This is a genomic window from Kitasatospora sp. NPDC023118 (assembly GCF_055560875.1).
Genome location: NZ_JBVHHW010000006.1, coordinates 264,832 through 276,680, shown reverse-complemented (window position 1 = coordinate 276,680; position 11,849 = coordinate 264,832). Strand labels below are relative to the sequence as shown.

The window sequence follows — 11,849 nt, the reverse complement described above, 5'->3', positions numbered from 1 at the left end:
TGCGGCCCGGGGCTTGGGGGCTGCCGTCTGGCGGTCGTGCCGTCCAGAGGTCGTACGGTCTTGCGGCCTTGCGGTTGTGCGGCCTTGCGGTTGTGCGGCCTTGCGGTTGTGCGGCCTTGCGGTTGTGCGGTCTTGCGGTCTTGCGGTCTGTCGGTCTAGGAGAGGTGCTGGCGCAGGACGGTGAGCAGCTGCTCGAAGGCGGCCTCGGCGTCGGCGGACGGGAAGCGCTCGCTGTCCCAGGCCAGGCGGACCAGCAGCTCGTCGCCGTGCGCGGCGGCGACGGCGAGCGGCGCCGCGAGCGGCCGCCCGGCGAGGTGGACCTCCCGGCCGGGGACGCCGTCGAGCTCCAGCGGCGGGCGGCGGCGCAGGTCTTCCAGGGTGAGCATCGCGTCCAGCGCGCCCGACCAGGGGGAGCCGACGGCGCGGGCGGCGCGGACCACCTCGTCGAAGGGGGTGCCGGCGTGGTCGAGGTCGTCCCACCAGGCGTCGCAGAGCGCCTCCAGGTCGGCGGCGGGTTGCGTCGGCACGGCGTGCACCAGGGTGTTGAGGAAGCAGCCGAGCGCGGCGGGCGCGCCGGGCGGGCGGCCGCCCCAGGGGTAGCCGAGGGCGAGCGGGCCGTCCGCGCGGTGCAGCCGCTGGGCGGCGGCGCCGACGGCGTCCAGCAGGGCGGGGAAGACGGCGCTGCGAGCGGCGCCCTCGGCGGCGGGCAGCCGTTCGGTGAGCATGCCGGTGGCCGTGGCCGCGCCGCCGCCCGCCCCGGTCAGGCCGCCGAGCCGGCGTCCCCAGTGGGCCTGGGCGGCCGGGCCGGCGGCGGCCTCCTCGGCGACGAGCTGGAGTTCGACGGCCTTCCGGAAGTCGGCCAGGGCCTGCCGGTCCGGGCCGGGCGCGGGCGGCTCGTCCCGCCGGTAGGCCTCGGCGAGCTCGCCGACGAGCGTCCCGAGGGACTGCTCGTCGCAGGCCGCGTGGTCCAGCGCGAGGGCGAGCAACTCCTCGTCCCCGTCCGGGTCCTGGGCGACCAGCAGGCGCAGTGCGGGGCCGTCGAGGGGCCAGTCCAGCAGGGCCGCGCGCAGTGCCGCCTCGGCGGTGCCGTGGCCGGCCACGTCGATCCGGGCGGCCTCGACGGAAGGCCCGCCGGCCCGCAGCACGGGCGTGCCGCGGACGGTCGTGAAGCCGCCGCACAGCGCGGGGTGGCGGACGGCGACCGCGGCGGCCGCGCGGCCCAGCCGGGCCAGGTCGAGGGTTCCGCGGGGGTAGGCGAGGAACAGCGGGACGATGTCGGAGCGGGTCAGCGGGTTGAGTCGCCGGGTGATCAGGAACCGCCGCTGGGCGCCGGTCAGCGGGAGCAGCTCCACCGGGGAGTCGGCGGCGGCGGAGCGGTACCGGGCGAGGTAGGCGGCGGTGATGCTGGCGTGCACGGAACGGTCTCCGGTTTCCGGTTTCGGCTCGGGTGCTCGGGCCACACGGTCAGAGGGGCACGGGGCCAGAGGGGCACGGGGTCAGAGGGGCACGGGGTCAGGGGGTCATGGAGTCAGGGGGTCATGGGGTCAGTGGGTGGTCGGGCTCGCGGCGGGCTGCTCGGCGGCCGGGGTCTCGTCCCGGGTCCGCGCCGCGGGCAGGTCGCGCATCCGCCGCAGCGGCGAGAGCAGCAGCGGCAAGGGCACCAGCATGAAGCCCGCCGCACAGACCCACAGGGCGGTGCGCGGCCCGGACCAGTCGGCGACGAGTCCGCCGCCGAGGGCGCCGAGCGGCATGGTGCCCCAGACCAGGAAGCGCATGGTGGCGTTCATCCGCCCGAGCAGCTCGGGCGGGCAGACGCTCTGCCGGAAGCTGACCTGCGCGACGTTGTAGGCCACCGCACCGAACAGCACCACGCCCGAGGCGAGGCCGAACAACCACACCCCCGCGCCGTCCTGGGACAGCGGCCACAGCAGCGCGAACGGCGCGCTCACCAGGGTGGACAGCCAGATCAGCCGGGCCTGCCCGACCCAGCGGGCGAGTCGCCCCGCGCACAGCGCGCCCGCCAGCCCGCCGACGGCGGAGGCCGACAGCAGCGCGCCGATGGCGCCGGGCGGCAGGTCGAGCACCCGCACCCAGAACACCGTCTGCACGGCCATCAGTACGGCGGCGAACAGATTGGCGGTGGCGGTGGCGGTGGCAATCGCCCGCAGCAGCGGGTGTCCGAGGACGAAGCGCACGCCCTCGGCGACCTCGGCGCGCAGCGAGCGCCCGGGCTCGGGCTCGGGCCGCACCTCCTCGACCCGGATCCGGGCAAGCAGCAGGGCGGAGGCGAGGTAGCCGCAGGCGTCCGCCACGATGGCGAGCGGCGCGCCGAGCAGTTGGACCAGCCCTCCGCCGAGGCCCGGCCCGGCGATCTGCGCCGAGGACCGTACGGTTTCCAACGCCCCGTTGCCGCCGACCAGTTGCTCGCGGGGCAGGACGACGGGCAGGAAGGACTGGTGGGCCACGTCGAAGAAGACCGTGGCCACGCCGGTGACCAGCGCCACCAGGTAGAGCTGCGGCATGGTCAACACGCCGAGGGCCGCCGCCGGCGGGATCGAGCCGACAGCGATGCAGCGCACCACGTCCGCGCGGATCAGCACCGGGAGCTTGCGCATCCGGTCCAGCCAGGCGCCGGCCGGCAGGCCGACCAGCAGGAACGCCGCGGTCTCGGCGGCGGTCAGCAGGCCGACCTCGAACGGTGTGGCGTCGAGCGCCACCACCGCCACCAACGGCAGGGCGACCAGGGTGACCTGACTGCCCGTCTGGGCCACGGCGGCTCCGGTCAACAGCAGCCGGAAGTCACGGTGCCCGAGCAGGCGGGCTCGGCGTGGGCGAAGCGTCTCGTTCATTGATGCGACTCTCGGTCACCTCTTCGATACGCGGCAACCGCCGGAACCGTTTCCGGACGAACCGCGAATCGGCCGGATCCCGCCACTGTCGCGACCGGCCCTTGTGCCTCCCTTACGACCCCTTATGCCCCGGCGCCGATCCGCCGCGACGCCGCACCCACCCGTCGACCAAGGCAGCGCGGCCCGACGGGGGATCCGGGCCGCCTGCGAGCCCAGCGGTCCAGATCACCGTCCGATATCCGGACACCCTCTTTCCGGCCACCGGACCACCTCAGTCAACTTGGCCGGATTCCGTAGAACGCTTACCGTCCGCAACCTCTCCGTGATATAGGCGTGACCGGGCCGAACCATGGACCACAGGGCCGGCCGACCGCTCCTCCCCGTGCTCTCGCCTGCGCTCCGCCCGGCGCTCTAGCCGGCTCCACGGCGGGTCACCGCGAGCACCGCCATGTCGTCGTCGCGCGGCCCGCCGGTCCACCGCGCCACGTCCGCCACCAGCGCGTCCAGCGCCTCCCGGGGGCCCGCGAACGGGCCGAGCGGGGCCAGCCCGAGCACCGCGTCGTAGAACTCCCCGGCCGCGTTCCGCGCCTCGGTCACCCCGTCGGTCACCAGCAGCAGCGTGCACCCCGGCGGGAACGGCCGGGTCTCCGGCTCCGGCCGTTCCACCCCCAGCGCGCCCATCCCGAGCGGCAGCCCCGGGTCGGCCGCGTCCCACCGGCGCACCGGGGGATCACCGCCCAGCAGGTACGGCCCGGGGTGTCCGCAGTCCAGCGTGCGCGCGGTCCCCTCCCCCGGCGGGAACTCCACCAGCAGCGCCGTGATGAACCCCTCCAGCCGCAGTTCCTCGCTCAGCCGGGCGCTCTCCCTGGTCAACGAGCGCTCCAGCGCGTCCGCGAGCGCGGCGAGGTCCGGCGCGCGGTGCGCTTCCTCTCGGAACGCGCCCAGCAGCACCGACACCGCGCCCACCGCGTGCAGCCCCTTGCCCCGCACATCGCCGATCAGCACCCGCACCCCGTACGGAGTGACCTGCAGCGCGTACGCGTCCCCGCCGATCAGCGCCTCGTCCTGGGCGGCCCGGTAACAGGCCGCGACCTCCAGCTCCCCCACCCGCCCCGGCGGCTCCGGCAGCACCGCCCGCTGCGCCGCCTCCGCCACCGACCGCACCCGCGCCAGCCGCCGCCCGTGCCGCGCCACCACCCGGTTCACCCCGACCCCGAGCAGCGCCGCGAACGCCGTGTTCACCACCTCCAGGTAGCCGTCCTGGGTCCCGATCGAGCCGCCCAGCGCCGACAGCACCACGATGCCCGCCACGTTCGCCACCCCGACCGCCACCGTGTGCCGCAGCGCCAGCAGCGCCCCGGACAGCACGGCGGCGGCCGCCAGCAGTGGATCTCCCCAGTAGTCGGCCTGATCCAGCGAGTTCCACACCAGCCCGCCGACGATCAGCAACCACGGCGCGACCCGCACGTACGGCGGCCACTGCACGGACCTCTGGGCCATCGGCGACCTGGCTTCCGTCTCGCCCTGCACTCGGAAGGGGTGCTTTCCGATCGTAGGCACGGGTGTGCCGGGGCGCAGGTCCGGCGGCGGGAGGGGTCCGCGCCGTGAGGGGCTGGCGGAACTCGCGCGACGGGCCGCCGCCGGCGGCCGACACCCCCTACCCGCCCCACGCGAACCGCTCCGCCCCCTCCCCCGCCAGCAGCCCGCGCGGCACCCGCCGCCCGTACGCCACCAGCAGCAGGTGCTCCGCCCGGCCCTCCACCACCGACCGCCCCTGCCCGTAGGACCACTCCACATCCGTCGCCCGTAGCCGCACTCCGTCCAGCCGGGCGCCGAAGAAGCGCACGCTACGCACCGAGACAGCGCCCAGCAGGGCGGCGGCACGGGGCAGCGGGAGCCGCGGCGCCAGCCCGAGGGCCACGGTGATGTCGAGGCCGTGGACCGCGTCGTGGGCGAGGGCCGCGATCCGGCCGCCGACCGGGGGCCGCCAGGGGTGGTCGGCGTGGTCGGCCATGGCGGCGGACAGTTCACGGTCGGTGAGGGTGGCGGCGTCGCGGCGGGCGACGCGGTCGGCCATCCGGTGGATGCTGCCGCCGGAGCGGGCGAGCTCCCAGACCGTCCGGGCCGTCGAGTGCCGGAAGCCGGTGCTCTGGTGGGCGGCCACCTCGCGCACCCGCCAACCCTCGCACAGCGACGGCGATTCCCACTGCTCCGCCGTGAAGCCGGCGAACACCTCGGCGAGTTCCCGACGCTCCGCCGCGATCTGCTCGCGGATCCACTCCACACCCTGTTCCTGCCGCACGCTCTCCATGTCCCCAGCCTGCGGCCGGGACCGTCCGCACGTCCAAGACCAGGCGGTTCTGCCACCTATGATCAACAGTTATGGAACTCCGGCAGCTCCAGTACTTCGTCACCGTCGCCCAGCACGGCAGCTTCACCCGGGCGGCCGCGCTGCTGCACCTGAGCCAGCCCGGAGTGAGCGCCCAGATCCGGCAGCTGGAACGGGAGTTGGGTCACCCGTTGCTCGATCGATCGAGCCGCACCGTCCGACTGACCCGGGTCGGCGAGGCGGTGCTGCCGCACGCCCAGGCCGCCCTCGCCGCCGCCGCGGCGGCCCGGCAGACCGCGCAGGAGTTCGGCGGGCTGCGGCGCGGGCACGTCCGGCTCGGCATGGTCGCCGGGGCGGCGCTCACCCCACCGCCCGCCCTGGGCACCTTCCCCGGGCTCGCCACCACGCTCGCCGCCTTCCGCCAGGAGCACCCCGGCATCGACTTCTCGCTCGCCGAGGACACCACCGCACGGATGCTGGCCGCCCTGCGCGAAGGACGGCTGGACCTCGCCGTGATCGGCCTGCCCACCGCCGAAAGGGGGCGCGAGGGCGACGACGGCTGGACGGCGCTCGCCGGGCTCGCCCTGCACACCGTGCTGGAGGTCCCGCTGGTCGCGGTCTGCCCCGAGGACCATCCGCTGACGGCCGCCCCCGACGGTCCGCTGCCCGTCGCCGCGCTCGCCGGGCACGATCTGGTGGGCACGCCGCGTGGCACCGGTCTGCGGACGGCCCTGGAGCGCGCCCTCGCCGACGCGGGCGTGAGCGCGACCGTGGCCGTGGAGGCCGCCGCCCCACCCCAGTTGGCCGAACTCGCCGCACACGGCCTGGGCGTGGCGGTGCTGCCGGACCCGGGGCCTGCCCCCGGTCTGCGGATCCGGCGGCTGGCCGACCCCGTCCCGCGCGTACGGATCACCCTGGCCTGGCCCACCGGGCGGCGGCCGGCACCGCCGACCGCCGCCCTGCTGGACCACCTGCGCGCCACCTACCCGGGCCCCTGACCGGCGCCTACGCGGCGGCCGCCGCGCCGTCGCCGATGTGCAGCACCGCGGCCGCCCCGTCGAAGCCGGCCCGGTCGAAGAAGTAGCCCTGCTGCGGGGTCGTGTCCGTCCGGGCACGGGCTTCACCGGGCGTCGGCGTCGCCACCAACTCCCAGGCGGTGTCCGGCCGCTGCAGCAGGGCCTCGTACGTCCCCGGGGCCGGCTCACCGAGCCCCAGCGCCTCGCTTCGCCCGAGGCTCCCGGCCACGAAGACGTACCGCGCGCCCAGCAGCGGGCCGACGATCCGGCCCGCGCCGTTCCAGCGGCAGTCCAGCTCGCCACCGGCCCAGGTGCTCGGAGCCTGCTGGAGGTGCAGGTTGTGGGCGAACACCAGGGTCGGGCCGCGCTCGGCCTCGACGGCCCGGATGTCCAGCAGGTTCTGCGCCATCAGGGCGTCCCGCAGTCCGAGCAGCCCGGACACCCGCTCGCTCAACCCGAGGCCCTGGACCGCCGCCTGCGCGTGGTAGCGCAGCAGTCCGAGCCCGGCCCGCAGGTGCGTCCCGGCCCGGAACCACTCGGCACGCGAGCTCGATTCGATCAATTCTGGTGCCCGTAGATACAGTTGGGTCATCAGGTCGTCGGCGATGCGGCGCAGCGTCGTGGCCTCGGGCGTGGCGCCGGGCGAGCTCGCCGCGTCCAGCACCGCCTGCTCGCTGCTCCAGCACTCGTCCCCGCCCGTCAACGCGGCGATGTCGAGGTCGAGTCGGAGGTAGTCCCGGACGTGTTCGAGGTAGCCGCGCGGGCTGGGGGCCATGGTGTTCTCGGTCGGGATGTCGAAGCCGTGGAAGGCCAGGCGCTCCCCGGCCTCCCGATCGCGGTTGAACTCGCGCATCCAGGCGATGAGTTGGCGGTTGCCGGGCTGAGCGCCGAAGCCGTGGGTGAAACCTTCGGCCAGCACCGTTTCGAGGGTGCCAGCGCCGCCCCGGACGTAGTCGTCCGCGGCGAGCGCGGCCACCCGGTCCGTCTCCAGTGCGATCGAACGGTAGCCCCGCTCGACCAGTTGGGCGAAGAGTTGGTTGCGGACCCGGCCGAAGGCCGGCTCCTGGTGCGTCGGCTCGCCGAGCGCCAGGAGTTCGCAGGAGGGGGTGAGGAAGTCTCGGATGTCCTGACTCATGGACCTCAAGCGTATCCTTGAAAGCTCGGTTGAGACTTTCAGCAGCAGACTCGCTCAACCACCGGGACAAGTCTCAAAGGGAGTCCAACGCCATGCGCCCCGCCGACCTCGCGCGCGAGCACGGCCTCTCGACCCAGGCCGTACGCAACTACGAGCGCGACGGTTTCCTCCCGCCCGCCGACCGCACCCCCAGCGGCTACCGGATCTACACCGAACGGCACGCCGCCGCCCTGCGTGCCTACCTCGCCCTGGTCTCCGGGTACGGTCACGCCACCGGCGGCCGGATCATGACCGCCGTCCACGCCGACCGCCTCGACCAGGCACTGACCGCCATCGACCGCGGCCACGCCCAGCTGCTGCGCGACCGGGAGACCCTCGCCGCCGTCCGCGAGGCCGTCGACCACCTCACAGCCGGACCGGCCACCCCCGCCGAACCCACCGAGCGCCTCCTCCGCATCCCCGGCCCGCTCAGCATCGGCGACCTCGCCCACCGCCTCGGCCTCACCCCCGCCACCCTGCGCACCTGGGAGGCCGCCGGCATCCTCACCCCGCCCCGCGACCGCGCCACCGGCCACCGCCGCTACCGCCCCGACGACGTCCGCGACGCCGAACTCGCCCACCTGCTGCGCCGCGGCGGCTACCCCCTGGCCCACATCGCCACCGTGGTCCGACAGATCCGCACGGCGGGCGGTACGGACACCCTGGCCGAGGCCCTCGACGCCTGGCACCACCGCCTCACCACCCGGGGCCGCACGATGCTCACCGCGGCCACCCGGCTCGACGCCTACCTCGCCCTCGGGACCGGTGGGTGATCAGTACGGGTTCGGGGCCGTCCGCGACCAGCCCGATCACCTCGGCCTCACCGTCCCCGAGGACGATCCGCCGGCTCCCGCCCCGGCAGCCGCCCGCCCGGGCGGGGTCCGGGTGAGCGTCTCCGACGCCGAGGAGTCGGGCACCCACCCTCCGGGTCGCCCTCTCCCTGGCACCCGGCTGGGTGGAGGAACAGCGGGCCCTGCTCAAGCTGATCCGGGACGCCTTCGCGTCCGAGGTGGTCGAGGTCGGCTCCGGCGTCCACGCCTGGCGCGGGCAGCGGCTCGCCATGCACTGACGATCCGTCAGTTCGCTTTCACGACGACGGTTCCCATCCGGCCGAGCGAGCGGTCAGGGAGGACGGCGAGGAAGAGCAGGGTCGCACCGCCGAGCATGAACAGCGCGAGGTGGTGCAACCCACCCGTGGTGGCGCCGTGCGGGAAGAATGCCGCGTTCGCCGCCGAGGCGGCCATCGCGCCGAGGTACATGAAGGTGCGCAGCAGCCCGGCCGCGGAGGCGATGGCGGCCGGGTCGGCCTGGTGGTACAGAGCGGTCTGGTTGCCGAGCCCGATCAGCCCCTGCGGGACTCCCGCCAGCAGGCCGACGGCGATGAGCACGGTGACCGCACTGGTCGAGCCCAGCAGCAACAGGGCGGCGCTGGCGGCCATTTGGAAGACCGATCCGACCACCAGCTTGCCGCGTACGGCCGCACTGCGGCCGGTGATGACGGAGACCGCGAGGCCGGTGAGCGAGAGCGGCAGCAGGACCAGCCCGGCGGAGGCCGCACCCAGGCCGCGCCCCTCCTCCAGCCACTGGGTGTAGCCGTAGAGGAAGGCGTAGGTGCCCGTGTTGCCGAGGACCTGGCGCGAATAGGTGGCGATCAACGGACGGTTGCGGGCGAGCGCCCGCAGGTCGATGAAGGGGTCGCCGGTCCGCGTCTCGCGCACGGCGAAGCCGACGGCGGCCAGGACGGTGAGCACCGGCAGGTACCAGAGCGCGGTGCCGGGCTTCATCACGAACAGCATCAGCGTCAGCAGGAGGACGGCGAACAGTGCGATCCCGGCGTGGTCGAGCCGGTCCTCCCGGTTCCGGCGCGGCGGGGTGGCGGGCAGGCGGGAGAGCCCGAGGGCCAGGCAGGTCAGCGACAGCGGGACGTTGACGGCGAAGACCGTCCGCCAGCCGCCGAGCCCGATCAGCAGGCCGCCGAGGGTCGGTCCGACCACGGCGACGGTCTGGCCGGCGACGGCGAGCGCGGTCAGCACGCCGGTGGGGCTGCTCTGCCCGGTCCGCTCGGCTTCGCTGCGCGTGAGGTGTATCGCGGCGGGGTACGCGGCGGAGGTGCCGAGGCCGAGCAGCACCCGGGCGACGACCAGCAGCCCGAGCGAGGGCGCCAGCGCACCGAGCAGTCCGGCGAGGCCGACCAGAGCCGTTCCGGCCAGGTAGAGCCGGCGCGGTCCGTAGTCGTCCACCAACCGCCCGATCACCGGCTGGCCGACGGCGGTGGCGAGGTAGAGCGCGGTGACCAGCCAGGCGGTCTCGGCGGGCGGCGCGCCGAAGGCGGTGCCGACGGGGACCAGGGCCACCGCGATCATCGAGGAGTTGATCGGGTTGAGCACCGAGCCGAGCACCATCGGGGCGAGCAGTCGGCGGTTGAACTCGCCGCTGTGGGTGGGCTGTTCATCGGGGCGCCCGGACCGTTGACCGCTCGGCGACTGGCGGCGGACGCGGAGTCGGGCCAGCAGGGTCGACGGGCCGCTCATCGCCGGTTCAGCCGATCGATCAACGGCAGCGCCGCCAGCACGGTGGCGCGCTCGGCCTCGGTGAACTCCTCCTTCAGGGCGCGGGCCAGCCACTCCTCGCGCGCCCGGCGGCTGTCCGCGATCCACGCGAGCCCCGCCTCGGTGAGGCTGACCAGCTGGCGGCGCCCGTCCTCGGGGTCGGGCCGGCGCCCGACCAGGCCGTGTTCCTCCAACGCGGCGAGGGTGGCGGCCATGGACTGCGGGCGGACCCGCTCCGCGGCGGCCAGCACGCTGGCGGAGGCCGGGCCGTCGCCGATCAACCGACTGAGGACGGCGGTCTGGGAGGGGGTGAGATCGCTGGCGCCCTGGATCTTCTCCTGGAGGGTCCGGCGCAGGCGGCTGAAGACGGCGCGCAGCTCCCGGGCCGCAAGTGCGGCGGAGTCAGCCGGGCCGGCGGGATCGGCCGGCTCTGCTGGGGCTTCGAGGGCGGCTGGGGCGGTTCGCTTCTCGGTCACGACTCCACGGTAATTTCATCAGTCTGGACTGTCCAGTCTAGCTGTACATTTTTCGCCGGCGCCCGGCTCCCGTGCGCTCAACGACCGTCGCGGCCCGCGACAATGGCCTCGTGATCGACAAGCAGCTCCGCGCCGTCCTCGCCGAGGACCCGGTGATCCTTCGGGACGGGATGGTCGAGCGGCGGCACCGCGCTCGACCCGGAGATCGTCAACGGGCCGAGCTGGACCGGTCGACGGACGGACGGGCCGCCTTCCCGCGGTACCCGCGCGGCGAGGGCCCCGAAGTCCCGTTCCCCGGCGGCGGCCACGTCCACGACCACCTCGGCGGCCTCCCGTCCTTCCCGAGCGGCAAGGCCTTAGTCGACGCACCCTGGCGGTACCTCTTCGCCCACTCGGACGCCCGGGACGAGGGCGATCCGTACGTCCTCGACTTCGGTTACGACGACGGCTTCGGCTTCCTCAGCCCGGACGGTTCGGAAGGCCGCTTCTTCTGGGACATCGGGTAACCGCCCCCAACCCCCTTCTCACTCAAAGGAGTCACCATGCCCACCACCCCCCTCACCGTCGCCGTCCTCGGACCGGGCGGCGTCGGCGGCCTGATCGGCGGCCTGCTGGCGCGCGACGGCCACCGGGTCGTCTGCCTGGCCGGCGAGGAGACCGCCGCCGTCCTCAACCGGGACGGACTGCGCGTCGACAGCGGCGCGTTCGGCGAGTTCACCGCCCGGGTCGAGGCCGCGACCGAGCTGCGCGAGCCGGTCGACGCCGTCTTCGTGACGGTGAAGGAGACGGCGCTGGCCGCCGCGCTCGACCGGCTCCTGCCGCAGGCCGTCGGCGGCGCGATCGTCGTCCCGCTGCTCAACGGCCTCGACCACATGGCGCTGCTGCGCGAGCGCTTCCCCGCCGCGCGGGTCGTGGCCGGCACGATCCGGGTCGAGGCCACCCGTACGGCACCCGGCCGGATCGAGCACACCAGCCCGTTCGCCACTGTCGAACTCGCCGCCCCGGTCGAGGAGTTCGCCGAGCAACTGCGGCACGCCGGTCTGGACGTCACCCTGCGCGAGGACGAGACGGCGATGCTCTGGAGCAAGCTCTCCTTCCTCGCCCCCTTCGCCCTGCTGACCACCCGGCACGCCGACGGGATCGGCGTCGTGCGCACCGAGCACCGGGCCGAACTCCTCGCCGTGCTGGACGAGATCACCGCCGTCACCAAGGCGGTCGGCGCACCGGCCGACCCGCGGGCGCTGCTCGCCGCCTTCGACCGCATCCCCGCGACGATGAAGTCCTCGATGCAGCGCGACGTGGAGGCCGGCCGCCCGACCGAGCTGGACGCGATCGGCGGCGCCGTGCTGCGGGCCGCCGAGGCGCACGGCGTCGACACCCCGACCATCGCCCGGCTGGTTCGCGAACTGTCCTGACGAAGTCGCCCGGCAGACCCGGCGATTCCGGTTGCGGGACG

The 11,849-nt window shown here is 74.7% G+C and carries 11 protein-coding genes; 4 read left to right on the top strand and 7 right to left on the bottom strand.

The window, feature by feature from the left end:
• Positions 1–155: 155 nt before the first annotated feature.
• The 4 genes from ACZ3UD_RS10760 to ACZ3UD_RS10745 form a co-directional block, all read right to left on the bottom strand.
• On the bottom strand, positions 156–1,415 hold the full coding sequence (locus tag ACZ3UD_RS10760) for a non-ribosomal peptide synthetase (RefSeq protein WP_465585059.1): 1,260 nt from the start codon (positions 1,413–1,415) through the stop codon (positions 156–158).
• Between the two features lie 129 nt (positions 1,416–1,544).
• Positions 1,545–2,849, bottom strand: a complete 1,305-nt coding sequence (locus ACZ3UD_RS10755; protein ID WP_465585056.1) for an MFS transporter — start codon at positions 2,847–2,849, stop codon at positions 1,545–1,547.
• A 411-nt stretch (positions 2,850–3,260) separates the two neighbouring features.
• Entirely contained in the window at positions 3,261–4,349 is a 1,089-nt protein-coding gene (locus ACZ3UD_RS10750; RefSeq protein ID WP_465585053.1) for a PP2C family protein-serine/threonine phosphatase, read from the bottom strand.
• A gap of 157 nt (positions 4,350–4,506) precedes the next feature.
• Positions 4,507–5,160 (bottom strand): maleylpyruvate isomerase family mycothiol-dependent enzyme, encoded by a 654-nt coding sequence (locus ACZ3UD_RS10745; protein WP_465585051.1) that lies wholly within the window; start codon positions 5,158–5,160, stop codon positions 4,507–4,509.
• Positions 5,161–5,231: 71 nt separating this feature from the next.
• Here ACZ3UD_RS10745 and ACZ3UD_RS10740 point away from each other — a divergent pair, with 71 nt between their 5' ends.
• Positions 5,232–6,176 (top strand): LysR family transcriptional regulator, encoded by a 945-nt coding sequence (locus tag ACZ3UD_RS10740; RefSeq protein ID WP_465585048.1) that lies wholly within the window; start codon positions 5,232–5,234, stop codon positions 6,174–6,176.
• A gap of 7 nt (positions 6,177–6,183) precedes the next feature.
• On the opposite strand, the gene ACZ3UD_RS10735 is transcribed toward ACZ3UD_RS10740, so the two are convergent.
• Positions 6,184–7,329 (bottom strand): erythromycin esterase family protein, encoded by a 1,146-nt coding sequence (locus ACZ3UD_RS10735; RefSeq protein ID WP_465585045.1) that lies wholly within the window; start codon positions 7,327–7,329, stop codon positions 6,184–6,186.
• A gap of 92 nt (positions 7,330–7,421) precedes the next feature.
• Here ACZ3UD_RS10735 and ACZ3UD_RS10730 point away from each other — a divergent pair, with 92 nt between their 5' ends.
• On the top strand, positions 7,422–8,141 hold the full coding sequence (locus ACZ3UD_RS10730; RefSeq protein ID WP_465585043.1) for a TioE family transcriptional regulator: 720 nt from the start codon (positions 7,422–7,424) through the stop codon (positions 8,139–8,141).
• Between the two features lie 303 nt (positions 8,142–8,444).
• Here the strand turns inward: ACZ3UD_RS10730 and ACZ3UD_RS10725 are convergent, their stop codons facing one another.
• Positions 8,445–9,899 (bottom strand): MFS transporter, encoded by a 1,455-nt coding sequence (locus tag ACZ3UD_RS10725; RefSeq protein WP_465585040.1) that lies wholly within the window; start codon positions 9,897–9,899, stop codon positions 8,445–8,447.
• Positions 9,896–10,393, bottom strand: coding sequence for a MarR family winged helix-turn-helix transcriptional regulator (locus tag ACZ3UD_RS10720; RefSeq protein ID WP_465585037.1), 498 nt, complete (start codon positions 10,391–10,393; stop codon positions 9,896–9,898). Before ACZ3UD_RS10720 ends, ACZ3UD_RS10725 begins: the two co-directional genes overlap by 4 nt.
• 110 nt (positions 10,394–10,503) lie before the next feature.
• Here ACZ3UD_RS10720 and ACZ3UD_RS10715 point away from each other — a divergent pair, with 110 nt between their 5' ends.
• The gene (locus tag ACZ3UD_RS10715; RefSeq protein WP_465585035.1) at positions 10,504–10,899 is read left to right on the top strand and encodes a hypothetical protein; all 396 of its coding nucleotides are present in this window, start codon (positions 10,504–10,506) and stop codon (positions 10,897–10,899) included.
• Positions 10,900–10,935: 36 nt separating this feature from the next.
• A complete protein-coding gene (locus ACZ3UD_RS10710) occupies positions 10,936–11,808 on the top strand; it encodes a ketopantoate reductase family protein (protein WP_465585033.1) in 873 nt (290 codons plus the stop codon).
• Positions 11,809–11,849 lie beyond the last annotated feature (41 nt).

Bases quoted from the DNA above. Each gene is read 5' to 3' on its own strand.
- ACZ3UD_RS10755 (WP_465585056.1), bottom strand. From the start codon at position 2,849: ATGAACGAGACGCTTCGCCCACGCCGAGCCCGCCTGCTCGGGCACCGT.
- ACZ3UD_RS10750 (WP_465585053.1), bottom strand. From the start codon at position 4,349: ATGGCCCAGAGGTCCGTGCAGTGGCCGCCGTACGTGCGGGTCGCGCCG.
- ACZ3UD_RS10745 (WP_465585051.1), bottom strand. From the start codon at position 5,160: ATGGAGAGCGTGCGGCAGGAACAGGGTGTGGAGTGGATCCGCGAGCAG.
- ACZ3UD_RS10740 (WP_465585048.1), top strand. From the start codon at position 5,232: ATGGAACTCCGGCAGCTCCAGTACTTCGTCACCGTCGCCCAGCACGGC.
- ACZ3UD_RS10735 (WP_465585045.1), bottom strand. From the start codon at position 7,329: ATGAGTCAGGACATCCGAGACTTCCTCACCCCCTCCTGCGAACTCCTG.
- ACZ3UD_RS10730 (WP_465585043.1), top strand. From the start codon at position 7,422: ATGCGCCCCGCCGACCTCGCGCGCGAGCACGGCCTCTCGACCCAGGCC.
- ACZ3UD_RS10725 (WP_465585040.1), bottom strand. From the start codon at position 9,899: ATGAGCGGCCCGTCGACCCTGCTGGCCCGACTCCGCGTCCGCCGCCAG.
- ACZ3UD_RS10710 (WP_465585033.1), top strand. From the start codon at position 10,936: ATGCCCACCACCCCCCTCACCGTCGCCGTCCTCGGACCGGGCGGCGTC.